The sequence below is a fragment of the Coleofasciculus sp. E2-BRE-01 genome (genome assembly GCF_040221695.1).
Lineage (GTDB): Bacteria > Cyanobacteriota > Cyanobacteriia > Cyanobacteriales > Coleofasciculaceae > Coleofasciculus.
In genome coordinates this window covers 1-21,976 of the sequence record NZ_JAVKEA010000084.1, presented here as the reverse complement: position 1 = coordinate 21,976, position 21,976 = coordinate 1, and the positions used below count along the sequence as shown (strand labels likewise).

Annotated in this window: 24 protein-coding genes and 1 pseudogene; 14 read left to right on the top strand and 11 right to left on the bottom strand. The window is 43.0% G+C overall.

From position 1 onward, the window contains the following. The first annotated feature begins 232 nt into the window (after positions 1 to 232). Positions 233 to 2,680: an AAA-like domain-containing protein gene (locus RIG66_RS10265; protein WP_446377675.1), complete on the top strand. Its 2,448-nt coding sequence runs from the start codon at positions 233 to 235 to the stop codon at positions 2,678 to 2,680. Positions 2,681 to 2,709: 29 nt separating this feature from the next. Here the strand turns inward: RIG66_RS10265 and RIG66_RS10260 are convergent, their stop codons facing one another. Together RIG66_RS10260 and RIG66_RS10255 are read right to left on the bottom strand one after the other, a co-directional pair. Continuing rightward, positions 2,710 to 3,354, bottom strand: a complete 645-nt coding sequence (locus RIG66_RS10260) for a class I SAM-dependent methyltransferase (protein ID WP_446377673.1) — start codon at positions 3,352 to 3,354, stop codon at positions 2,710 to 2,712. Between the two features lie 115 nt (positions 3,355 to 3,469). Next, entirely contained in the window at positions 3,470 to 3,766 is a 297-nt protein-coding gene (locus tag RIG66_RS10255) for a hypothetical protein (protein ID WP_446377671.1), read from the bottom strand. Between the two features lie 462 nt (positions 3,767 to 4,228). On the opposite strand from RIG66_RS10255, the gene RIG66_RS10250 reads away from it, so the two are divergent. Further along, the gene (locus RIG66_RS10250) at positions 4,229 to 6,871 is read left to right on the top strand and encodes a CHAT domain-containing protein (RefSeq protein ID WP_446377669.1); all 2,643 of its coding nucleotides are present in this window, start codon (positions 4,229 to 4,231) and stop codon (positions 6,869 to 6,871) included. Positions 6,872 to 7,028: 157 nt separating this feature from the next. On the opposite strand, the gene RIG66_RS10245 is transcribed toward RIG66_RS10250, so the two are convergent. The 3 genes from RIG66_RS10245 to RIG66_RS10235 all read right to left on the bottom strand — a co-directional run bounded on the left by RIG66_RS10245 (position 7,029) and on the right by RIG66_RS10235 (position 9,658). After that, a complete protein-coding gene (locus RIG66_RS10245) occupies positions 7,029 to 8,009 on the bottom strand; it encodes an Rpn family recombination-promoting nuclease/putative transposase (RefSeq protein WP_446377677.1) in 981 nt (326 codons plus the stop codon). A gap of 264 nt (positions 8,010 to 8,273) precedes the next feature. Next, complete coding sequence (locus tag RIG66_RS10240; RefSeq protein WP_446377667.1) at positions 8,274 to 9,107, bottom strand: DUF1822 family protein; 834 nt, start codon at positions 9,105 to 9,107, stop codon at positions 8,274 to 8,276. Between the two features lie 14 nt (positions 9,108 to 9,121). Next, complete coding sequence (locus RIG66_RS10235; RefSeq protein WP_446377665.1) at positions 9,122 to 9,658, bottom strand: hypothetical protein; 537 nt, start codon at positions 9,656 to 9,658, stop codon at positions 9,122 to 9,124. Positions 9,659 to 9,854: 196 nt separating this feature from the next. On the opposite strand from RIG66_RS10235, the gene RIG66_RS10230 reads away from it, so the two are divergent. From RIG66_RS10230 to RIG66_RS10220, 3 genes are all read left to right on the top strand, one after another. Then, a complete protein-coding gene (locus tag RIG66_RS10230) occupies positions 9,855 to 10,523 on the top strand; it encodes a hypothetical protein (protein ID WP_446377663.1) in 669 nt (222 codons plus the stop codon). Positions 10,524 to 10,534: 11 nt separating this feature from the next. Further along, the gene (locus RIG66_RS10225) at positions 10,535 to 10,888 is read left to right on the top strand and encodes a hypothetical protein (RefSeq protein ID WP_446377661.1); all 354 of its coding nucleotides are present in this window, start codon (positions 10,535 to 10,537) and stop codon (positions 10,886 to 10,888) included. Positions 10,889 to 10,990: 102 nt separating this feature from the next. Continuing rightward, positions 10,991 to 11,677, top strand: coding sequence for a hypothetical protein (locus tag RIG66_RS10220; RefSeq protein WP_446377659.1), 687 nt, complete (start codon positions 10,991 to 10,993; stop codon positions 11,675 to 11,677). Between the two features lie 82 nt (positions 11,678 to 11,759). Here the strand turns inward: RIG66_RS10220 and RIG66_RS10215 are convergent, their stop codons facing one another. The 3 genes from RIG66_RS10215 to RIG66_RS10205 form a co-directional block, all read right to left on the bottom strand. After that, on the bottom strand, positions 11,760 to 12,620 hold the full coding sequence (locus RIG66_RS10215) for a class I SAM-dependent methyltransferase (protein ID WP_446377657.1): 861 nt from the start codon (positions 12,618 to 12,620) through the stop codon (positions 11,760 to 11,762). A gap of 190 nt (positions 12,621 to 12,810) precedes the next feature. After that, a complete protein-coding gene (locus RIG66_RS10210; protein ID WP_446377655.1) occupies positions 12,811 to 13,707 on the bottom strand; it encodes an alpha/beta fold hydrolase in 897 nt (298 codons plus the stop codon). 98 nt (positions 13,708 to 13,805) lie between these two features. Continuing rightward, positions 13,806 to 14,423, bottom strand: coding sequence for a Uma2 family endonuclease (locus tag RIG66_RS10205; RefSeq protein WP_446377653.1), 618 nt, complete (start codon positions 14,421 to 14,423; stop codon positions 13,806 to 13,808). A gap of 365 nt (positions 14,424 to 14,788) precedes the next feature. Here RIG66_RS10205 and RIG66_RS10200 point away from each other — a divergent pair, with 365 nt between their 5' ends. The 5 genes from RIG66_RS10200 (at position 14,789) to RIG66_RS10180 (ending at position 18,181) form a co-directional block, all read left to right on the top strand. Beyond that, positions 14,789 to 15,595, top strand: a complete 807-nt coding sequence (locus tag RIG66_RS10200) for an NACHT domain-containing protein (RefSeq protein ID WP_446377651.1) — start codon at positions 14,789 to 14,791, stop codon at positions 15,593 to 15,595. Beyond that, entirely contained in the window at positions 15,544 to 16,401 is an 858-nt protein-coding gene (locus tag RIG66_RS10195; RefSeq protein WP_446377649.1) for a HEAT repeat domain-containing protein, read from the top strand. Before RIG66_RS10200 ends, RIG66_RS10195 begins: the two co-directional genes overlap by 52 nt. 28 nt (positions 16,402 to 16,429) lie before the next feature. Then, a complete protein-coding gene (locus RIG66_RS10190) occupies positions 16,430 to 16,711 on the top strand; it encodes a UPF0175 family protein (protein ID WP_446377647.1) in 282 nt (93 codons plus the stop codon). A 341-nt stretch (positions 16,712 to 17,052) separates the two neighbouring features. Beyond that, positions 17,053 to 17,340 carry an ATP-dependent Clp protease adapter ClpS gene (clpS, locus tag RIG66_RS10185; RefSeq protein ID WP_446348685.1) on the top strand — a complete coding sequence of 96 codons (288 nt, stop codon included), beginning with the start codon at positions 17,053 to 17,055 and terminating at the stop codon, positions 17,338 to 17,340. A 64-nt stretch (positions 17,341 to 17,404) separates the two neighbouring features. Further along, positions 17,405 to 18,181 (top strand): CPBP family intramembrane glutamic endopeptidase, encoded by a 777-nt coding sequence (locus tag RIG66_RS10180; RefSeq protein WP_446377645.1) that lies wholly within the window; start codon positions 17,405 to 17,407, stop codon positions 18,179 to 18,181. A 47-nt stretch (positions 18,182 to 18,228) separates the two neighbouring features. Here the strand turns inward: RIG66_RS10180 and RIG66_RS10175 are convergent, their stop codons facing one another. Further along, on the bottom strand, positions 18,229 to 18,456 hold the full coding sequence (locus RIG66_RS10175) for a DUF3134 domain-containing protein (protein WP_446377643.1): 228 nt from the start codon (positions 18,454 to 18,456) through the stop codon (positions 18,229 to 18,231). A gap of 63 nt (positions 18,457 to 18,519) precedes the next feature. Between RIG66_RS10175 and RIG66_RS10170 the strand changes: the two genes are divergently transcribed. The 4 genes from RIG66_RS10170 to RIG66_RS10155 all read left to right on the top strand — a co-directional run bounded on the left by RIG66_RS10170 (position 18,520) and on the right by RIG66_RS10155 (position 21,443). Then, positions 18,520 to 19,104, top strand: coding sequence for a PAP/fibrillin family protein (locus tag RIG66_RS10170; protein ID WP_446377641.1), 585 nt, complete (start codon positions 18,520 to 18,522; stop codon positions 19,102 to 19,104). Beyond that, positions 19,101 to 19,904 carry a PD-(D/E)XK nuclease family protein gene (locus RIG66_RS10165; RefSeq protein ID WP_446377640.1) on the top strand — a complete coding sequence of 268 codons (804 nt, stop codon included), beginning with the start codon at positions 19,101 to 19,103 and terminating at the stop codon, positions 19,902 to 19,904. The genes RIG66_RS10170 and RIG66_RS10165 overlap by 4 nt, the downstream gene beginning before the upstream one ends. A 358-nt stretch (positions 19,905 to 20,262) precedes the next feature. Then, a complete protein-coding gene (locus RIG66_RS10160) occupies positions 20,263 to 20,688 on the top strand; it encodes a hypothetical protein (protein ID WP_446377638.1) in 426 nt (141 codons plus the stop codon). Between the two features lie 71 nt (positions 20,689 to 20,759). Further along, positions 20,760 to 21,443 (top strand): ComF family protein, encoded by a 684-nt coding sequence (locus RIG66_RS10155; RefSeq protein WP_446377636.1) that lies wholly within the window; start codon positions 20,760 to 20,762, stop codon positions 21,441 to 21,443. 127 nt (positions 21,444 to 21,570) lie between these two features. On the opposite strand, the gene RIG66_RS10150 is transcribed toward RIG66_RS10155, so the two are convergent. Next, positions 21,571 to 21,819: a hypothetical protein gene (locus RIG66_RS10150; RefSeq protein WP_446377634.1), complete on the bottom strand. Its 249-nt coding sequence runs from the start codon at positions 21,817 to 21,819 to the stop codon at positions 21,571 to 21,573. Beyond that, positions 21,779 to 21,976, bottom strand: a pseudogene (locus RIG66_RS10145) (hypothetical protein); the annotation flags it as partial. The gene RIG66_RS10150 and the pseudogene RIG66_RS10145, both read right to left, overlap by 41 nt.

The window sequence follows — 21,976 nt, the reverse complement described above, 5'->3', positions numbered from 1 at the left end:
TTATCAAATACGTCGGGTAAGGGTTGGCAATTTTAAGTTAATCTTGTTGGATAATCTGGAATTTTTCTATTCTGCGCATGAAAAGTTCTACTTTTCCCCTTAAAATTATCTTCTCAAATTAGTTTGTGAGAAATGCGGGATAAGGCTCTCAGTTCTGGGAAATATAACAATCTAGGATACAATCCTGTCAGAGGGAAATCCCGTATTTTTACCTAAACCTCAGGTGCATTCCATGATTGCCGTGCAAAACTCAGCCTACGAGTATCAAGTTGGGGGGTGTCTCCCTATTGATGCTCCTACCTACGTGGTTCGACAAGCTGACAATCAACTCTACGAAGCGCTGAAAGCTGGAGAGTTCTGTTATGTTCTCAACTCCCGCCAGATGGGGAAGTCTAGCCTACGGGTTCGCACGATGCAGCGCCTGAAGCAGGTGGGGATTGCCTGTGCTGCGGTTGATCTGACCGCGATCGGATGCCAAAATATTACCCTAGAACAGTGGTACGCGGGTATTGTCTACACCTTGGCTGGCAGCTTTGATCTCATGGATGCCAGTGAACTGGAAGCTTGGTGGTCTACGCGCAAGCATCTCTCGATCGTACAACGGTTTGGCACATTTTTTGATGAGGTATTACTTCAAGCAATCCCGCAAAACTTAGTCATCTTTTTCGATGAAATCGATAACGTTCTCCGCTTAAAATTTCCGGTGGATGACTTTTTCGCCGCGATCAAATCTTGCTACAATCAGCGAGCCACGAATCCTAACTATCAACGCCTCACCTTTGCTCTGCTTGGCGTCGCTACACCATCTGATCTGATTCAAGATAAATACTGCACCCCATTCAATATCGGTCAGGCAATTGAACTTTCGGGGTTTCAGCTCAAAGATATTCAACCTTTAGCCGAGGGATTTGCCGGGAAAGTTAGTCATCCCGATGTAATTCTCCAAGAAATTTTAGCCTGGACAGGAGGTCAACCGTTTCTCACCCAAAAGCTGTGTAAATTAGTCAGTCACTCTATTGAGAAACAAAGACATTCTCCTAAAACTAGGGAAACCTGGCAAGCTAATCCATTCAAAAAAATTTTTCTGGGACTAAATGGTAAAGCTAAAGTCTCAGCTTGGATTGAACACCTGATTCAAACCCAAGTCATTGAAAATTGGGAAGCTTTTGACGAACCCGAACATTTAAGAACGATCCGCAATCGCTTGCTCAAATGTGGGCAACGTCATCCGGAAATTATTTATATCTACCAACAAATTTTACAAGATGGACAAATTAGGGCGAATGACAGTCGTCCCCAAATGGAATTGCGGTTGACTGGATTAGTGGTCAAGCAGAATAGTCAACTACAAGCTTATAACCCGATTTACAAGTCTGTCTTTAGTGAACAGTGGGTGCAGCAGATTCTTCCGAGTCTACCTCAACCTGTTTCCTTCGCGAAACGAAATCACGAGGGAGAGCTTGACTTAGACACCCTAGCCGAACGTCTCTACAAACACCTAATAGACTGCTTGCAACGGGAATCTCCGGAGCAAATGATTGAACGTTTCCATCAGTTGTTTATCCATGGAATCGACTATTCAGACCCAAAAGTTTTAGATATACTCTACAGAATTACCGCATCTAGACGAGCGGATCAAGAGTTTAAATATATCATTTATCGCTGCTGTCACATTCTGGTGAACCGTTGGCAAATGACGCCTAAAGAACATGTAGCGATCAACAAGTTGCTGGATTTGTTCCAAATTAGCCACCAGCCCACCACTAGCCGTTTGCGACAACTCGTACAAACCTTTATCAATTCAGAAGAATATCGAGCCTTAGAACGTCTAAGGGTAGTGGTGGATGAGCCAACATCTACAGAAAAGTCTTCTAAATGGGAACGGAAAAAATTAGCTGAGTTAGTTGGGCGATATCCATTCTTATTTTCCTATTGTCTATTGAGTCAAGACTGTTCCGAGGAAGCTCAGCAAACCATCCAGAAACTGCAAGCGGAAAAACAGCAACAGTTGGAAGATGAACTGTGGCAGTATGCAACCTATCTAGTCAAGGGAAACGTATCCCCTACTAGAATGAGGAAGCCGTTGGTAAAAAATCCTACCCTATTGGATGACGAAGAATTGCATCTGGCACTGCGGCAGTTTGGCGGAAAAGCCAAGAATTCCTATGCCTACTGTGAGGCACAAAATTTTCTACACCGCACATTGAAGACGCCTTCGTATTCTCTCTTTAAAGACAATTTATATCAGTATATCATTGCATCAATTGATCCGAGCTATGGACAACATTACTTTTATGGATTGTTAAATAAACACCTGGCTAATACGCTAACTGAATATAATCAGAATAAACTGGACAAATTCTTGATCAAGAAAACATGCAGCCAGTTGTTTAATTTACTCATCGTCGAAAGTCCAGAAAAACCAGAACATTATTGGTTTGATGATTTAGTGGTTAATCTGGGTTCGCTACAAATGACAGTTTTACTGCTTAAACTGGTTTTGCTGTCTCCATCCGAAATTCGCCCTGACCTGGAAAAACGCATGGCTATTTTATTCAATCACTACGAATCAAAACCGATGGGAGATATCCCCTCTCTGGTTAAATCGATGGAAAATTTGAATGTTGCTTTTGTGGTCAATTTTGGCTTCAGAGATTTTTCATTGCTTAATAAGTATTGAATGTCAATTTACTGTTTCTTGACTAATCACTATAATCGTCTACAGAGAATCCAACGCAACTCTAACGGCGGTCTTCCCTGGTTTAAGGGAAACACATTATACCCCAAACACCAATTAATAAACCAACTGGTGGGGGGCCACGCTATTTCTGGTAAATGTTCGCGTTCGTACTCTAACACAGACTCATCGGACACTAATTCTATCGGCAATCGTTCCATCGCTTTGGCTAATTCTTGGCGGGTAAACAGACAAGACCATTTTGCTTGGGAAACTTGTTGGGTGACGGGATCAGGTTCGTAGTCGTCAACTGTCAAAAACATACTAAAAAGTAACAATCCGCCCGAACAAAGAACATCGCAAATTTTGGCTAATAATAACCGTAGTTGTTCCCAATCTCGAATATGAGACGCCACAACTTCAGCCAGAACCACTAATCGATAATAGGCGGGTCGCAACCTGATTTCGCGACTGAAAATATCACCGAGAATTACTCTGACGGGTAAATTCGATCCTTGGACAATAGTTTGTAATTGATTCACAAACACTGGCGCTAACTCAACCGCATCAACCGGATGACCAAGTTTCGCTAAAGGGAGAGTATTGCGACCCGCCGCCGCACCAATATCTAACACTGGAACTTGAGCAGGTTCTCCCAATTGTGCTGCAATTGCCATCAGTTTCGCATCGGGATGTGACCCAAATAGAGGCGGTTCTCGTTCATTTACCCATTGTTGATAGGTGTCCGCAACAGATTCACTCTGTAGGGAAAAGTTAAACTTGAAGCGTTGTTCAGGGGGTGCAGTTAGGTCGTATTGAAATCACTAATAGGGAAAGAGGCGATTGTTCAAATCCTTCTTCCAGTTTCAGTGTTAGGTTGTGAGATAAGCGACTGGCGGCTTCTTCACCCAATGTTTGGTTAATGGTTTGCAGCAGTGCTTCTATTTGATGCAGGTAATAGTTTCGCAGCGCGGGTACGCAGGGGAGTTTAAGTTGACCACGAGTCAAAAACTGGCGTTGTAGCTGGTGGATATGTTCTTCTCGGATGTTAGGGGGTTGATTGTTGATGGTTGATTGTTCAGGGTTCATCGTTTATTGTCAGTTGATTACACAGGTTATCCTAAATACTGTTCAATTAAAATTGTGGGAGAGATTTGACGATTTGATGGGCGCACGTCGTAGGAAATCGGGCGCACGTCGGTGCGCCCCTACAATTCTAATCAACTAATTAAGGTGCGCCACGCCAGTAGCTTGGGTTTCGACTTCGCTCAACCCAAGGACTTCGCTCAACCCAACGGAATCTAAGGCTAAGGTTCCTTTACGACAAGCTGGGGCGATCGCACTCTTGGGCTTTTCTACAATAGAGAGTTAGTCTGAGGCTGACTGTTGCTGGGTGAGGTGGATTGGAGAAGGGCTGAGACTATGCTCGATTAACCGGGTTCACCTTTTGAGGGAAAGGTTAAAATTTTGCCGAGGAAAGCGCGATCACTCTTGAGCTTTTCTACAATAGAGAGTTAGTGTTAGGCTTGCTATAGCAGGGTGAGGCCAGCGATGGAGACAGCACAACAATGGTTTGACAAAAGTTCTCAGGAATATGAAGCGGGGAATTACGAAGCGGCATTGGCTAGCCTTGACAAGGCGCTGAAGATTGAGATAGACCCTTATAAGGCTTGGTTGGCAAAAGGAGTTATTCTATCTAATTTAGGACGCTATCAAGAATCATTAGACTGTTTTGATAAAATACTACAGTTTAAACCTGATGACTACGAGACTTGGTATAATAAAGGGATTGTTTTTCGAGATTTACAAAGGTATAAAGAGGCATTAGACTGTTGTGATAAAGCACTACAGTTTAAATCTGATTGCTACGAAGTTTGGCATAATAAAGGGACTATTTTTCTAAATTCACAAAGATATAAAGAGGCATTAGGCTGTTATAACAAAGCACTACAATTTAAACCTGATCACTACCAGTCTTGGTATACAAAAGGTGCAGTTTTTCAAATTTTAAATCAACATCAAGAAGCACTAGACTGTTACGATAAAGCACTAGGATTTAAACCAGATTATTACGAAGCTTGGTATACTAAAGGAAAAACATTATCTTATTTAGGACACTATCAAAAAGCAATTGATTGTTACAATAAAGCAATCAATTTTAAACCAGATTTTCCTGAAGCTTTAACTCATAAAGGCAATGTACTATCTGATTTAGGACGCCATCAAGAAGCACTAAAATGCTATGATTTAGCATTGCATTTTAACCCAAATTTATTCCCAGCTTGGGATAATAAGGGGGTGTTGCTATATGATTTACAACGATATAAAGAAGCAATTGATTCCTATGATCGTGCTTTACAGTTAACTAATAATCAATCTTGGAAGACTTGGGCGCATCGAGCTTTAGCTGCTTCTAAAATAGAAGGTGATAAAGCAAAAATTAAAAACTATAATAACGGATTGCAAGCCCTCCAACCCAATAATCCAGAATATAACGAAGGATGCGGCTATTTACATTGGCAGAAAGGTCAAGCCTACTATTCCCAAGGAAAGCAACAACAAAACTGTTTACCCTACTGGCGTGATGCCAAACGATGTTATCAACAAGCCCTACAATTCCTCACCTCACCGCATTTACGATTACAGCGTTTAGAAGTTTTACAAGACTTAATTCAAGTCTACCGTGGCTTAAATCAAACCCAAGACGTGCAGGTATTACTCGCAGAAGCCACCGACTTACTTGGACGTTTACTGCAAGAAATGTCCTTAGACGCCGATAAAATCCGACTCTCCCGAAAATTTTCCAGCTTGGTGCAATTGCGGGTTGATGAACTCGCCCATTCTCCCGAACCCACTCACCCGATAAAAGCCCTGGAATTAGCCGAAGAACGCAAAAATCTCTGCCTGCGCTGGCTGCGCTACGGTACTTATAAATCTACCGAAGAAAGTCCCAGTTATGAGCAAATGCAACATCTATTAAATCCCCATACCGCGATTATTTACTGGCACATTAGTCCGGCGGCGATTACCACATTTATTCTGGGACACGAACAGCCACTTCAGGTTCTCAAACCCAGGAATCCAGGCACTAACGGTAACCATCCCCAATCCCCGCCCCCATCCTTTCAACAACTGCTCAAATTTGAAGACTGGATTAAAACTTGGAAACAGGATTATCAAACTTATCGCCAATTTGACCAACGGCGCAACCAAGCTAATTCCAGAGATGGGGGAAATCTTCAACCCTGTATTCCCTCAGACGAGGAGAAGCGCTGGATAAAAACTATGCCTAAATCCTTAAAACGCCTAAAGGAACTGCTGAATATTCCAGGAATTGTACAGTACCTCAAGCAGCATTGTCCCTCCGTCACCCATTTAATTTTAGTTCCCCACCGAGACTTGCACCTGTTACCGATTCATGCCTTATTTCCCGATAACTTTACGATTACCTATCTCCCTAGTATCAAAGTCGGACTCGATAATCAACAGCGAAAAGCCACCCAGCGAACTCAACCCCTATCCTTATCTCTCCTGAGTGTAGAAAATCCTCTGGGTGATCTCAAATATGCCTCCCTCGAATCAGCCGCCATTTGTCAACTTTACCCCCAACTTCACCGCTTACCTAAATCACGCGCCACGCTATCCGCTATTCAGCAAGCCTTCTCTCAGCCTATCAATATTTTCCACTTCTCAGGTCATGGGGAACATAATCTGGAATACCCCCATCAATCCCACTTGAAATTAGCCAATGATGAGGAACTTATATTAAAGGATATCTTTGCAGCAGATTTAAGTCACTGTCATTTAGTCTGTCTCTCCGCTTGCGAAACCGGATTAACCAGTCAATCGGGATTAATTGATGAATTTGTCGGACTTGCCAGTGGTTTTCTGGCGGCGGGTGTGACTCATATTGTCGGGAGTCTTTGGAATGTGAATGATTTATCCACCACGTTTCTGATGCTGAAGTTCCATGAAACCTTACAGGAGAATCCAGATGATGTATCTCGCGCCCTCCGTCAAGCGCAATATTGGCTAAAAAATGCGACGAAGCGAGAACTGAAACCGATGATTAAGCGATTACCGTTGAAGAGTACTTCTAGAATTAAGTTGAATAAGTTCTTAAATAAAATTGATGATAATAGGAAGCCCTTTGCTTCTCCCTTTTACTGGGCAGCATTTTGTCCAATTGGCTAAATTATCCTCTTGAATTTGTATAAATTGCATAAATTGTATAAATTGTATAAATGTAGGGTGCGTTACGCTTCGCTAACGCACCATGATTCTACGAAACCAGCTTGTTAAATTGGGTGTTAGTAGCCAGCAAGATTACAGGATATAACGCAACTTAGTATTACCTGTTCATTCCATTTTCTTGTAGCCAGTTCGATAAGTCTTCTAAACTATTGAACCCTAAAACATCATTGCCTAGATGTTCTACTTGTTCAAACGATAAGTTTTGAATCTGGTTAATAATTTCTGGAGCAATTAAGCCAAACTGCCGCTCCAGTAAACGTAGTGTCCATCGGATTCCTTCCTCTCGACGCCCTCGCTCTAATCCTTGCTCTAATCCTTGCTCTAATCCTCGTTCTAATCCTCGTTCTAATCCTTTAGCTAATCCATCCTGCTCTGCCTGAATAATAAATCCCCGTTGGTCTTCGAGAAACATTTCTTGTTTACGCAATTTTTCCAATTCCTCTACACTTAAATTCGCTTGATTCGCGATATTCATGGCTTTATCTAGTTCCGGAAGTTGACTAAATGTGGGTGGAATGACTTCCAAGCTGGGAGCTTCTTTAATAAAGTAAATCCATTTATCTGTTAAACTGTCTAATTCATCCAGGGTTTTCGTGAATTTGGGTAATTCCACAAAGATTAACTCGATTTCCGGATCAGGATAATCAAACAACTCCTGTGTTTCCTTTAAGCCAAACCGCGTTAGGAACCGTTGAGTTTGGTTAAACATGAGAAAATCGGTAATGGTTAAGGCAATAGCGGGTTTAAGATAAGAGTATCCTTCCCCATATTTGAGTTGATTCGCATAAGTTTTGGTTAGGTTATAAATGACACGCTTCTCAAAGCACGCCACGTTGAGTACCTGCATTTCAATTAATACGGTTGAGCCATTATCTAGTAAGGCTTTTACATCTAGATAGCTATCTTTGAGATCAACGACATCTCTGGGATTATAAGGGTCAATGATTTCTAAATCCTGAATCACAGGATTGGCGTCATAAATCAAGGCGTTTAAAAAGCTAATCAAGATATCTTTGCTGTCGTTTGACCCAAATATTTTTTTGAAAGCAAAGTCGGTTTTGGGGCTAATAAATCTCAGAGTCATAATTTTTCAACCATTTAATCAGGGTAAAAATGATTATATCGTTCCTGTTGAACCCAACTGTAACTAAGTAGCGAGCAAGATGCTCGCACTACCAGGATTTCGTCATTATTGATACTAAGGTTTAAATGCTAAACAGCTTAAGTTGTCGGACATAAATAAACGGTACTGCATCAAGACGCGAAAAATTATTGTAACCTTTATTTCCAGGGAATTTAAGCGTTTATGGCGCTAAAGCGCAACTACGAACAACTACGAACTTCAAACCATAAAATTTTCCCTCACCCGAACATCCCCTAATTCCAATTCAACAGTAAACCCTTTCCCCAAGGGAGTGGTTAACCCTACCTGATTATAATAATCCCCCGGTTGTGCTGTCGTTTTTCGCCAAACTTGCCCCGCTTCATCCAATACGGTTAACTCTAATCCTTCCGGTAATGTATCCTCTAACTCGGTTGAATACACCTGCAACAACACATCAATCTGTTCTTCTGAATTCCGCTTCACTCCCACCAATAATTCCACCGCTTGTTCAGCTAATTCTATGGTTTTATGTTGGGCAAATGCGGCTTGCGGATGGTTGGGTGCAAGTTCTCCTAAACTTAACGCAATTTGCCAAGAGGTTTCCTCATGGTGACAGGTTTGCAATCCTTTGACTAATGCCTGAATAATCGCTGGATGAGGATTTCCTGTTTCCCCTAATTCCAACGCGGCTTGAAAACTTACCTGTTTATCGGGATTATCCAGTAATTCCATATAGCGACGAATCACTTGTGATCTCGAACCCCCCCGCGCCCCCTCTAATTCCTCACTCCAACTGGATGTATTATTCATTTCTTGGGCGAGAAATGTTCCAATCAGTGTTGCTTCTGCTTCCCATTTATCCAGCACATTTTGCTGAAACCATTGCCGTAACTGCACACCGATTAAGACAGGGGCGGTGGGGTTTGATTCAGCTATTGCACCGATATCCGAAACTTGAATACCTAGGACTCTACTCAACTCTCCTGATTCAAAAAGCGCTTGAAGCTGTTCCAATTCCTCTGGGGAGGTTTCAAAAATGATTACTTGACCTTTATGTCGATTAATGGTCACTATCTTAGCCCTCCTTATTTTATGCCTAAAACTTGTAAAACATTAATATTTATTCCATATTGCTCTTCTAATGTCTTTCTCACCTCCTCAACAACACTCTGTTTAACTTCGACTATCATCACCGCCTTTCTCACATTTTTTTGTTGAGACTGAGGCGAATTCTGTGGACACGCATATCCATTGCTAATTAGAAACTGCCTAACTTTCGACCAAGAGGGTTTGTATTTATTGGTTTCTATCCCCATAAGCTCTTTTATATATCCATTGACCTTATCAGACATTTCAGCATTCATATTTCTCCTCAGTCTTTTAATATAATCTTGACCAGCCAATTCTTCCTCATTTGGCTTCCTACCGAGATAGTATCGATAGGCTGTTTCAGAACTGCTGCACCCACACAGCGATAGACATAAATAGAGAGTTTCTTTATCAGACAGTTCAGTTGGATGTCCTCTGCCTTTGATTAAAGCCAATTCATGTAGGAGGCGATTGATATCGATTCCTGATTCCTCCTCCGCTTCCCTACATTCTAAGCAAAGTTGTCGGTTCATCTTGTCCATCCTCTCTTCGTTAAGACTACCAAATTTGCTTAGGGCAGATAGACCCCAGAAACCTAGCTTAGGAAACTTCCAACTTTTTTAACCGATTTTGTTGGGTTGTTGGGTTGATTGTTGGGTATAGCCTGCTTCTAGACTGCTAAATAAGGTTAATTTACCACTCAAAACGACTTTATGAACCCAACTCACCATGAAACTTAAACGTCTAACCATTGTACTCAGTAGTGTCAGCCTAATAAGCTGCACGGCTGTTTCCCAACCGCCAAACCCACCACCGCCCCAAGCTGGCGTCTGTCGCACTATCCACGGCGGAAGTGAACTCTCTCTCAACCGCCCCCTGCAAACTATCCGGGTTCCGGTGAGTCGGGAGAGTGCAACCGAAGGGTTTACCACACTCATTCTACCCACCTCGGCGGAGAAAATGAGCATTCAGCTACTGATAGGAGACAACAGTGGATGGTCAATTCTGCCCAAAAATCAAGTCGTCGTTTGGCAAGACGCCAACACGTTGGACTTTTCCCCCAACCTACGAATTATAAAAGGCGATCGCAAAATTTTGGTGCTGAATCTTCCGGTTAATCATTTCACCCTAACTGTGCAACCTGTCGTCAATCCTGAAACTCAGGTGGCGGGAACAACTCAAGCTTATCCTGTCACTCTCTCCGCCACAGGTATCACGTCTCCGTTTCAATTCTTAGAGAATTCGTTCACTCCGGGCAAATCTTTCCCAGCCTCTGTGAACTCAATTCTCAATCGCACTCAACCCGGTGATTTATTAATCCCCAATCGCTTTGCCCGTGAACTGACTCTCTCAGAAATCACGGGCGCTGAACTTAACCGTTGTCCTCGTTCTCACTAATGGAGTGAATCATGACTGCAAATCAAGACTCTGCTGACAAAATTTCCACGGTTTTACCTGAACAAGAAACAAAAACACCCTTGATTGACAACTCAAACCAACGACTAAAAGCAATCCTGACATGGATAGGATTTAGTGGGATTTGGGGCTTCTGGTGTATCTCGGCTTTGGGATCGTTTATCGCTTTAGCAGTTCTCTTGGACATTTCTGGTGGTGGCGTTATTGGTAAATACAAACTCGATATTTTTGGCTTAAAGGTTCCCACGAAAACTCTCGTTTCGACTATTTTTGCAGGTGCGATTGAAGTGGGCGGTCTAGGGATGAGTTGGCTTAACCGGAAGCAAAAATCCGATAAGTTGGACTGACGATTAAAACCAAAATAGTCTTGTACGGCGTTGGGTTTCGACTTCGCTCAACCCAACCGACAATTCCTTGACTTCAAGCACAGTTTCGCTTAAATAATTCCCATGAATCGTTTAATTTTACCTAAAATAACCCATCCTTTAGTTGTTCACATTGGCATAGTCATTACCCAGTTTTTTCTATTCTCCTCCACCCTATCAATTGTCTTGTTGGGTCAATCTTCGACCATGAATTTTAATAGCTGGACAACGGAGGAAACTTTGGCTGAAGTGAATCCCCAATCACCGATTCCTTCTCCCTCTGATCCCCTATCTGCTGGTCTAATTTACAGTTTAGCCTTAACCGCCGCGATTTGCAGTTCCTGGGTGATTCCAGAGGTAGCTTTAGCAATGAGCGATCGCGTGACGTCTTTGCACGCTACTCCTAACCAGGATACCTCTCAAACCTCTCCCGATCAACCGATTCCCGAAGACAGTAACACCGACACTCAAGATGAACCCAACAGCACTCAGGATATGAATATAAAAATGCTCAGATTTAGTCAACAATTTAGGCAAGTTTTAGGACAGCAGATGCTGGAAGACAGCCTTCATCGCCAGCAAGATTTCCTCCGTAAAACAATTGATACACTCAATGCTCAAAATGAGCAGTTAAATCAAGACTTGGAACGGGCAAAAACGTTACCCCTAGAGATTGTCAATCAGGTTCTCCAAGCGGAAGCGGTGCAATATATCCCCAATTTGGATGACTATATTGAGCAAGAAATACTCAAGCGCAACAATCAGGACTAAATGGCAAATTGTCGTGGTGTGATACAGCAAAAATCATGGAATAGATTTTGCTATTTAATTGGGCGCACATCAGTCATTGGTGTCAACTAGAAGTCCAGTGAAGTTGAGAAATCTGCCGAGTTAACGGATCAGGTTCGTAATCGTCTTGACATAAAAAAATAGCAAATAGTAATAGTCCTCCTGAACAGAGAACATCAGACATTTTGACTAAAAATAATCGCAGTTGCTCAACATCTCGACAATGAGCAGCAATAACTTCTACACCGATCGCGAAACGATAATGCGCTAGAGGCATTCTTATCAGTGGATCAAGGATATCACCAACGGTCACGTTAACTGAACCAGTTGAGGCGGCATTTTTTAACCGTTCAACAAAGGTTGGGGACAACTCTAACGCATCGACTGAATAACCCTGTTTGGCTAAAGGAAGGGTATGGCGACCTATTCGGGCACCGACATCTAATACCGTTACGGTTGTCGGATCTTCAAACTGTGCCGCTACCTGCATCACTTTCGCGTTTGGTTCAGACCCAAATAGAAACGGCTGTCGGGAGTCAACCCATTTCTGATATTCCTCGACAACTGATGCAGCCAGTATTGATATTTTGAACTTGTATCCCTCATTCGTCGGCTGAGAGGTTTCGTACTTCAGACGCAATTTGCTATGGGGAGAAATCCGAAATCCCTCAACCAGATTCTTGGCAACCATTTGACCCACTTGCTGCAATTGTTCCTTGCTAAAACGAGAATCAATTGCCTGAAACAGCGCCCCTATCCGCCAGATATAATACTCGGTTAATGCTGGGATACAAGGCATGACCATTTCGCCATTTGCCAAAACCGATTGAATAAAATCGTCAAACAGGGTTTTCTGAAGAACGCCAGGATCGGTGACAATAGGCGGTGGTGGATTCTGGGGGGGTGGGTTGTCAGAGGTGATCATTGCTCATCGGTGCTGGTACGAGAAGGCAGAGGTTAGAAGGTTGGTGGGCAATGCCCACCCTACGGTATATCAAGGGTTTCTGCGATCTTAAAATGCTGATTAGCCTAGTGCTAACAGTTAGAAGCTGTGTTGCACTCAGTTGTTTTTCTCTACCACCTAACACCGTTTTGGCGTAAAAATGTCCGAATCTTTAACAATTTTTAATCACCCAGGATTTTAGGAGTTCATTCACTTGGTCGGGAACTTCATCATGGGGACAATGACCCGCTTGGAGATAGTATTCTGTCAGTTGAGGATAATACTGACGAAACTTGGCTCCCCGTTCTTTGGCATTCATCCAGGGATCACCTTCTCCCCACAAAAGTAATAAGGGACAGCGTAATTGGGAAAGTAGCACATCGATTTTTTCCCCTTGGGGCGATTTGAAGACAGAGGCGAAAACTTTATGCGCTCCGCGATCGCAGGAGGGGCGATAGATATCGTCTACCAGTTGATCAGTAATAGCGCTGTGATCTAAATAGACTTGCTTGAGGGTTCTGCGAATGATCGCCCGTCGCCGCAGGTACTGAAACAAAAGGAAACTCGCCCAAGGTTGCAATAAGAGCGATCGCGTCAGGTTCTTAAATCCCTTTCCCCCTGAATTCGAGGACTCTGGAACTTTCGTCTCGGTAAAAGGACCCGCACTATTGAGTAACACCACTCCCGCAGCAGAATCAGGACGTTGCGCCGCCACACACAGCGCACAATAGCCGCCTAAGGAGTTCCCTGCCAAAACCACAGGCTGACCAATCACCTGAGTGATAAAATCATGCAACTGGTCTCGCCACAACTCACCACTATATTGCCAGTCCGGTTTAGCAGATCGTCCAAACCCCAATAGGTCAATTGCCCAAACTTCAAACTCCTGTTGGAGTTCAGCAATATTCTTGCGCCAGTGATCCGTCGATGCACCAAATCCGTGGATCAGTAACAGAGGAGGATGATGCGATCGCCCTTCACCCGCTTTGACGTAGTAAATGGACTGTCCTCGCCATTGCCAATAGATGCCAGGAATGGTTGCTGTTGCTGCAACGGGGGTCGCCTGCATGGTTCTCGATAATGTTAAGTAACGTTAACTAATATAGCGTAAGCGTTAAGGAATGGGGGCGGACGAATCTAACGGGTGTTCAAAAGAGCGATCGCGCTCTACTGTGCTGCCGCAAAAACCTGATCGACTCTCAGCGTTAGGTTGGGTAAAGTGGGCGAGATCAAGCGATCGCCTGCTCGAAATTGCTGTAACTCGTATTCCCCCTCTACCAATTGACAGAGCGTTAAAGTAGGTTGTTTGGGATTGCCAATGAAGCGTCGCCCACCTAATGCGGCATAATCCACAATCCAATATTCCTGGATACCCAAGGCTTCATACTCTCCCAGCTTAATCAAGTAATCATCCCGCCAGTTGCTTGAAACGACTTCTATAATCATCTTGATCGATTTGCCCAGAGTGATGATAGAGCCACTTTCCCAATCCGGTTCATCAGTCAGTGCAGGTTCATCTAGGACAATGACATCCGGTTCATATCCAGAGGTACCATCCAGAGAACGAACAATACATTCTTTAGGGATGAAATAAGGCAAGGAAGCCTGACGAATTGCAGTGCCTAGGTTGTAAGCTAAATCCCCTGACAACTTTGAATGCTTACCTCTCGGTTTTGGCATCTCAACAATTACCCCATGGTGTAACTCATAGCGGCATTCAGCGGTTTCTGGTAGCCACTCAATAAACTCATCAAACGTAATCGGCGGTTGCAAGGCTTGGATCATGGATTCACCTCGTTTTAGCTCTAGAAGTGTGCGATCGCGCACTTCTGCATGAACCGGATACTGGGCAACTTATGAGAGTTAGGGGTGATTTAGGTAAGATTAATTTGTGGGTTGGAACACCCTGCGGCTTAGGTTGTTACAGCTATTCACCATCACAAACAGTTTCCTACCTGTCTCCAGTTTAATCATCGAGGCATTATGCCAGATAGCCAGCCTATCATAGAGAAGACTCTCTTAAGATCAATGGCACTGAAAATTTGCCTTTTCGGATCGTCGAAACCCTTGATAGACCCTAGGGTGGACACTGCCCACCAGACTTAAGGAGTATGCCATTACTCTTAAGATGGATATAACATCACTTTCCCATGATTGCCCCTAGCGAGGTTCAGGATTACCTAAAAAAAATCTGCCACCGCTATGAACAGTGGTGGGCTGTGGATGCGTTGACTGAAACAATCGCGGCTAAACAGGCAACCTTCTCATTTCAGCAGATGGTGCAAACTGAAGAGAAGAGACAAGAAGATAAGCCACAGACAGTCTCACTGCCAATACTTAAAGGAATCCAGAATTACGTTGAATCCGAGCATATTTTACTGGTAGGTTTGCCAGGTGTGGGCAAATCAACCGCGCTTTTGCGTTGTTTAGTCAGTTTGGCAAAAAAGGAGCTTGAGAAACCAGAACCTCGAATTCCTGTGCTGGTTCCGTTGAAAAGGTACAACATCCGTTTTTCTACCTCTGAAGATCCTTCGGGGATGTTGACTTTGATTAGAAATGCCCTTAAGCCACAACTACGACTGAAAATTCCAGACGTTGAAGAACTATTGTTTCAGAAACGGCTGATTCTGCTCTTGGATGGCTTTAACGAGATGCCAGCAGACACCGTTCGTACAGAACTTAAAGCATTTCGTGAGGAGTGCCAATATTCAGAAGTACCACTCATCTGTACAACGCGAGAGCTAGGTAGCGGCGATTTGGGCATCAAAAGGCGATTGGAAATTCAACCTCTCAATCCTTCAGAAATCAATCGCTTTTTACAAGAATGTATCCCCACTCAAGCGGAACAAATCTTGCAATTATTGAGCCGAGACAATCGAGAGTTGAGCCGCACGCCATTTGTTTTATGGATGCTGTATCAATTGTTTCAGGAGAAGGATATTGTTGTCGAAAAGTAATTCCTGCTTTATTTCAAGCATTGGAAGTTAAAACCCCTCTTGATCCTCATGTTGTTCATCCAAAGGTTATTGAGGCAATAGGTAAAATTGGGGACTCTGAAGAGTTACCTCAACTGAATAAGCTTCTGTTAAAACCCAAAAGCACAGTCCGAGAAAATTTAATTACTGCGATCGCTGCCATTCAATCACGCTGCGGATTCTACAACTACGAAATTTATACGCAAGCTAAGGAAGCAAAGAATTTAGGATTTGAAGATAATTTTATCGAAAATTTCTATAAATACTTAGATAAAGTAATCTCTAAAATTCAAGAAAATCCGGAACTGCGTCAAAATGATAAAGAAGACAGATTGACTATAGAGATCGTGAATCAATTGGGTTGTTTAGATTATAATGTATCACATGACACTAAAATCGGTGGTCATGTTGACATTACTGTTAGAAAGAATGGTTTTTTGTGGCTTGGAGAAGCAAAGATTTATAGAGACAACAATTATTTGTGGGAAGGTTTTCTGCAGCTCACTACAAGATACTCAAGTGGCGACTCTAATCAAGAACATGGCGGTTTATTAATTTATATCCGTGATGAAGATGCCAGATCAATCATGGAAAAATGGCAAAATTACTTGCTTGGAAAGAACTTACCAGATTATAGTTTTAGACCTTGCAAAATTAGAAGCCTAGCTTTTATATCAACTCATAGGCATGAACGCTCAGGTCAACCTTTTCATGTCAGACATATCCCAGTCATGCTTCATTTTGCGCCCAATGATAAAAGTGGACGAAGTAGAAAAAAATCACCTTAAACTATAAAAATACAATTGAAAGTTTACCATGCAAATCATGAGCGAACTTCCTGACGATATAGCCAATCAACTACAACTACAATCTACCAACATCTCCCGCCGAAGTTTAGAATTCATCGCGGCTGATAACTACCGCCAATGGCACATTGGAGCCGCCCAAGTCCGCCAGATACTCAACTTCTCATCCTGTTGGGAAACGTATGAATTCCTCAAGCGGAAAAAAGCCTATTTGCCTTACACGAAAGATGATTTAGAGCAGGATTCACAAGCAATTCCTAATCTTAAACTCAAGAATGATTATTGTCTCTAATACCTGCCAAAACTGGCATCCTTTAAATGGAATGGTACTGAAATTTTGGTTGGTGGGCAATGCCCACCCTACGGTATAGCAATGATGGAGCCGATCCAAAAATCCTGACTGGAGCGTGCTACTGAGCTTAAATATGAATTTGTGTGTCATTTCAGGTTATTTAGTCATACATTAAGACTATAAGGATTGTGGAATCGAGTCAAGATTCGGCTATCTCTACTCGCCAAATCGGGTGATTGGTCTGATAATTGTTGAGTAATATAAAGAAAAAGCTAAAATAGGGAACTGTATCCCAGCCACTATTTTTTTGTAAACACTTGAACGAGAGGGAGATTCTAGCCTTGTCTGTCGAAACGATTGAAAAGCGTTCAACATCAACTGTTCGGAAACCCGCACCTCGCTATCGTGTTTTGCTCCACAATGATGATTTCAACCCGATGGAACATGTGGTGCAAGCCTTGATACAGACGGTACCGAGTCTGACTCAGCCGCAAGCTGTCAATATTATGATGGAAGCGCACAACTCAGGAATTGCTCTAGTCATCACCTGCGCTTTGGAACATGCAGAGTTCTACTGTGAAACATTGAAGAATCACGGCTTAACCAGTACGATTGAACCGGATGAATAGGGAGACGTAAGTCCTGAACATTTTAAGACAAAACCTCCCGAAATTAGCTCAATACCCAGCACCTGTGCGGCTGGGTTTGTTTGTTGTTACCCTAGGGCTATTTTGGTTACCGTTAGCCGCGCCAATCTACCTTTTGGTCGATGACTCAAACCTCGTCACTATTCTAACGATGGCGCTATTGTTTGGGGAATTTTTAGGGCTACTACAAGTTTGGGGACGCTTTGTTTATGGAGAACCTCAACTGTTAAAGCCGTATGGGTTATGCGTATCTCGGCGCAATGGAATAGACTTGCTCAATGGGTTAAGTATTGGTTTATTATTTACCTTAAGTTTGTTTGCGTTAGAGGGGGGATTAGGGTGGCTAACGTTTCAACCTCCTCCAGAACAATTGCGGCGGATTATTGTAGAAGGATTGGTTAGCGCCCTGGGTATTGGCTTGGCGGAGGAGTTAGTCTTTCGGGGTTGGTTATTGGATGAGTTGGAACGAGATTATTCTCCGAAACTATCTCTTTGGGCAGATGCGCTAATTTTTGCCACACTGCATTTTCTCAAACCCCTCGGAGAAATTATTCGCACGTTACCAGGATTTCCAGGGTTAGTGCTGTTGGGATTAACCTTAGTTTGGGCAAAACGAGGACAAGGGCGTTTGGGTTTACCCATTGGATTACATGCAGGGTTGGTTTGGGGCTATTACATGATTAATGTGGGACAATTAGTGCAGTATTCGGGTCAAGTGTCTCCTTGGATCACCGGAGTAGATGGAAACCCGATCGCGGGACTCATGGGGTTAGCCTTCTTGATGGTGCTGGCTTGGGGGATCAGGGCGCAGGCTGTGAATTAAGCGATCGCGCCCTAGCGCCCCAGTTGCTCCTATTCTATGCCCGTTCGTTAATCTTCATCTATAGCATCATCTTCCTCGTCATCATAGTCATTATCCTCGACACCCATCAATTCAGTGATTTCCTCTTCGTCATCGCCGCTCTCCTTCTCGCTCGGATCACGCGCCAGCAGGCGATTCGTTGATTCTAACCACTCTAAAACTGAGGTTTCACGTTGAACGGAAATGACTGGAGCCAGTTGCTCACGAGATTCTTCACGCAAAGAAGGATTATACATAATAAATTTCAGTAAGTTGATAAAAATGATACCATATTTAACAGTGGATTGTCAGGACTACAAATGGTTAGTAAAGCCACGTTATTAGAAGCGATCGCGGGAAAAAATCGGGGGTTATTGGCAACGGACACTGAAAAAACAGCGATTTTGGCAGCCGTTGCCCAATTAGAAGACCGCAACCCTACGCCACGTCCACTGGAAGCGCAGGACTTACTGGAAGGGAACTGGCGATTACTCTACACAACCAGTAGCGATTTGTTAAACCTGGGTCGGTTTCCCCTGTGGCAATTGGGTCAAATCTACCAATGTGTTCGCACCGCCGACGCTAAAATTTATAACATTGCCGAAATTTCCAGCTTGCCTTACTTAGAAGGAATTATCAGTGTAGGAGCGCAGTTTGAACCCGTTTCCCAACGCCGCGTTAATGTGAATTTTAATCGGTCTGTTGTGGGATTAAAACGTTTAATTGACTATAAATCTCCAACTAACTTTATCCAGCAAATTGAAACGGGTAAAAAATTTAAGGCGCTTGATTTTAACATTGAAAGTCGAGAGCAACGGGGCTGGTTGGAGATTACCTATCTCGACGAAAATCTGCGGATTGGACGAGGGAATAAAGACAGTGTATTTGTCCTTACCAAACCATGAATGCTCAAAGTACGGCGGTTTCCCTAACTCGCTTATCCCAAGGACAACTCAATCTGTTAGAAACCTGTCCGCGTAAATTTCAATATATTTATGTGGATCAGTGCGGAAGTCCTGTTTCACCGGATCAACAAGAACGTTTGACGTGGGGAAGTTACTTTCACCTGTTAATGCAACAACGAGAACTCGGATTACCGATAGACTCGTTGCTGAAAGATAATCCCCAACTCAATCATTGGGTTACGGCGCTAATGAATGCAGCACCAGAGTTATTTGCCCGTCATGCTCAAACCTTTCGGGATGCTGAACATTGTCGCACGGTAACGATGCAAGGCTACTTACTAACGGTTATTTACGACTTATTTATTGAAGACGAAAAAAGCGCCCAAATTCTCGACTGGAAAACTTATCCTCTACCGACAAATCGTCATCGGTTAACCAAAGACTGGCAAACGCGCTTATACCGATATGTTTTAGCAGAAACCAGTGATTATTTGCCTGAGCAAATTTCGATGACGTACTGGTTTGTTAAGTCTCAACCCCGTCCCAAATGTATTACGTTTGCCTACGATAGAGTACAACATGAAAAAACGAGAGCGGATTTAACTGAGTTGCTGACTCGGCTATCTGGATGGTTACACCGCTATCAAAATGATCATATCCCGTTTCCCCAAGTGCCAATATCGGCGGGTAAATGCGGTAACTGTAGCTTTGCGGTGCGCTGTCAGCGAACTGGGGAAAGTGCGGTTAGCCAAGATAATTTATTACCCAATTTGACTGATATTGAGGAAGTATCAATTTAAATCATTGGTCATTGGTCATTTGTCCTTTGTTTACACTTCCACACCTCTATACCTCTGCAACCAATGCTGCTACCTTAAAAGTATTCCGGATAATCATTCGTTTATGAGTAGGTATAAACATAAAGCCCCCTAACTTGACGAAGTATTGGGAGTGGAAGACTAGCAAACGAGGATCTAATGGTGCAATATCTAATGAGTTAAACGATTGTAATCACTCTGTTGAAGAAAAAAACAAGTATTTCATCTTGTACAAATAATTATTAAACCAGGCTTCAGCTTCTACCTGTTTGCATCCAGCTCTAATTTTTATAGATGCTGGAATAAAGCTGTTTGTAAATCGGTAAGGGTTATAACTTCAATGATTACAACCAATATTTGGCTGGTCTTTAGTGTTTACCTGATTTATGCGTTAATTAGCATCCCCCTCTTTTTTATAACATCGGGCGGCTGGATGTCAATTTTCTTCTACATTGCGTTTGCCGGATTGTTTTACACCACAACGACAATCTTTTTGTTTTTTAGTGCGACGGCGCGAACGGCAAAAAGACGAACTAAAGTAAGAATAAAAGGAAGTTTTTTACCTAAAATAATTGGATTACAAACGTTTGTGATTCTCTTCAATTATGGAACGTGTGGAGATACGATATGCTATCAAGGTTTTTTGCCTAACCTTTTGGAGGAAGCGAGTTTTCCGGTAATTTTTACACCCCCCTTTATTGTCGTTTTACTGGCTCTTTTGTTGTATTTGGCGTTTTTGTCGATGTTTTTATTAGATGTTGCTTAAGGACTTTGGGAACGCTAGAAGGAAAATTCAAGTATAATTAGACTCTGAAGGTCATCGCCAGACAAGACGCAATGAAACGAGGAATCGGACAGTTAACGAATAGCATACTGTCTTTATTCCTAAAATCAAACTGTCCATTATGCGATCGCGCGACAGATGCTGAACTTTGCCCCTACTGTCAGCGTCAGTTACAGCGCTGTCAACTCAAGCATCCGAGTCAATTTTGGCAAGGAGAGTTACCCGTGTTTGTTTGGGGACATTATGGCGGCACATTGAAACGGGCGATCGCGGCGCTAAAATACGAGAATCATACCCAGATAGCCCGTCCTTTGGGATTCTGGTTGGGTGAGGCTTGGCTAAAATCGGCGGCGGCACAGCAGAGGAAAAAGTTAACGGTGATTCCGATTCCGATTCACCCCATTAAGCGCCAACAACGGGGATTTAATCAAGCTGAACTTCTTGCCGAGAGTTTTTGTCAATTTACAGGGTATCAGTATCAGCCCCACGGTTTAGAACGGGTTCGGGAAACTGAAGCCCAGTTTGGCTTATCTGCAAAAGAGCGATCGCAAAATCTCACGGAGGCGTTTGCTGTGGGTAAGCGTTTTGGCAAACGTTCACATCATTCACCCGTACTGATTTTAGACGATATTTACACCACAGGCGCAACCGCCCGTTCCGCCACGCAAGTGTTACGCCAGCAGGGAATCGCCGTATATGGTATTCTTGCGATCGCCTCGTCTAAACAGGGACGATAGGGGAGATGGGGGAGACTGACAGGTGTAGGTTTTTTACTTGAGGGTGGGGACTAGACTTGGAGGACAAGGAAGGAAAGTAGACAAGGTAGAGAAGAAAAGTAGACAAGGTAGAGAAGAATTATATAGTTCAAGACGTATTTATGGAAAAAGATTGTCGTGGAAATAAACCATTTAAGGAAATCCCTTTACCACAAACTAAATCGGCAATAATATTGATTAATCCTTGCAAAAAACAAGAAATATTTCTCTCTTGTTTCTTTAAATCCGATTTTGAATTTATACGAGAATTCAGCTTAGGTTTATCCTTGAACTGTTTTGATATAGGGTGCTGTTCTTCACTCCCTACAGTTACTGTCCAAAGTGTTGCTATTGCCATAGCTAACCAAATTCTTTAGACACTTGTCTTCAGACTTCCATAAACTGAGAATCCACTTGAGTAAAGGTGCAAAGCATTGGCTGACATCTAACTCTCTTCGCTTTTCTCCTTTCTTTCCTTTACTATCTTGATACCATTCTTTCAGTCTTTGTCTGAC

Excerpts from the sequence above, each read along its gene's own strand:
- RIG66_RS10175 (WP_446377643.1), bottom strand. The coding sequence starts at position 18,456 with ATGTATAATCCTTCTTTGCGTGAAGAATCTCGTGAGCAACTGGCTCCA.
- RIG66_RS10195 (WP_446377649.1), top strand. The coding sequence starts at position 15,544 with ATGGATGCTGTATCAATTGTTTCAGGAGAAGGATATTGTTGTCGAAAA.
- RIG66_RS10190 (WP_446377647.1), top strand. The coding sequence starts at position 16,430 with ATGCAAATCATGAGCGAACTTCCTGACGATATAGCCAATCAACTACAA.
- RIG66_RS10200 (WP_446377651.1), top strand. The coding sequence starts at position 14,789 with ATGATTGCCCCTAGCGAGGTTCAGGATTACCTAAAAAAAATCTGCCAC.
- RIG66_RS10150 (WP_446377634.1), bottom strand. The coding sequence starts at position 21,819 with ATGGCAATAGCAACACTTTGGACAGTAACTGTAGGGAGTGAAGAACAG.
- RIG66_RS10235 (WP_446377665.1), bottom strand. The coding sequence starts at position 9,658 with ATGAACCGACAACTTTGCTTAGAATGTAGGGAAGCGGAGGAGGAATCA.
- RIG66_RS10225 (WP_446377661.1), top strand. The coding sequence starts at position 10,535 with ATGACTGCAAATCAAGACTCTGCTGACAAAATTTCCACGGTTTTACCT.
- RIG66_RS10160 (WP_446377638.1), top strand. The coding sequence starts at position 20,263 with ATGATTACAACCAATATTTGGCTGGTCTTTAGTGTTTACCTGATTTAT.
- RIG66_RS10170 (WP_446377641.1), top strand. The coding sequence starts at position 18,520 with ATGGTTAGTAAAGCCACGTTATTAGAAGCGATCGCGGGAAAAAATCGG.
- RIG66_RS10250 (WP_446377669.1), top strand. The coding sequence starts at position 4,229 with ATGGAGACAGCACAACAATGGTTTGACAAAAGTTCTCAGGAATATGAA.
- RIG66_RS10215 (WP_446377657.1), bottom strand. The coding sequence starts at position 12,620 with ATGATCACCTCTGACAACCCACCCCCCCAGAATCCACCACCGCCTATT.
- RIG66_RS10165 (WP_446377640.1), top strand. The coding sequence starts at position 19,101 with ATGAATGCTCAAAGTACGGCGGTTTCCCTAACTCGCTTATCCCAAGGA.
- RIG66_RS10155 (WP_446377636.1), top strand. The coding sequence starts at position 20,760 with ATGAAACGAGGAATCGGACAGTTAACGAATAGCATACTGTCTTTATTC.
- RIG66_RS10230 (WP_446377663.1), top strand. The coding sequence starts at position 9,855 with ATGAAACTTAAACGTCTAACCATTGTACTCAGTAGTGTCAGCCTAATA.
- RIG66_RS10260 (WP_446377673.1), bottom strand. The coding sequence starts at position 3,354 with ATGGCAATTGCAGCACAATTGGGAGAACCTGCTCAAGTTCCAGTGTTA.
- RIG66_RS10265 (WP_446377675.1), top strand. The coding sequence starts at position 233 with ATGATTGCCGTGCAAAACTCAGCCTACGAGTATCAAGTTGGGGGGTGT.
- RIG66_RS10205 (WP_446377653.1), bottom strand. The coding sequence starts at position 14,423 with ATGATCCAAGCCTTGCAACCGCCGATTACGTTTGATGAGTTTATTGAG.
- RIG66_RS10210 (WP_446377655.1), bottom strand. The coding sequence starts at position 13,707 with ATGCAGGCGACCCCCGTTGCAGCAACAGCAACCATTCCTGGCATCTAT.
- RIG66_RS10220 (WP_446377659.1), top strand. The coding sequence starts at position 10,991 with ATGAATCGTTTAATTTTACCTAAAATAACCCATCCTTTAGTTGTTCAC.
- RIG66_RS10255 (WP_446377671.1), bottom strand. The coding sequence starts at position 3,766 with ATGAACCCTGAACAATCAACCATCAACAATCAACCCCCTAACATCCGA.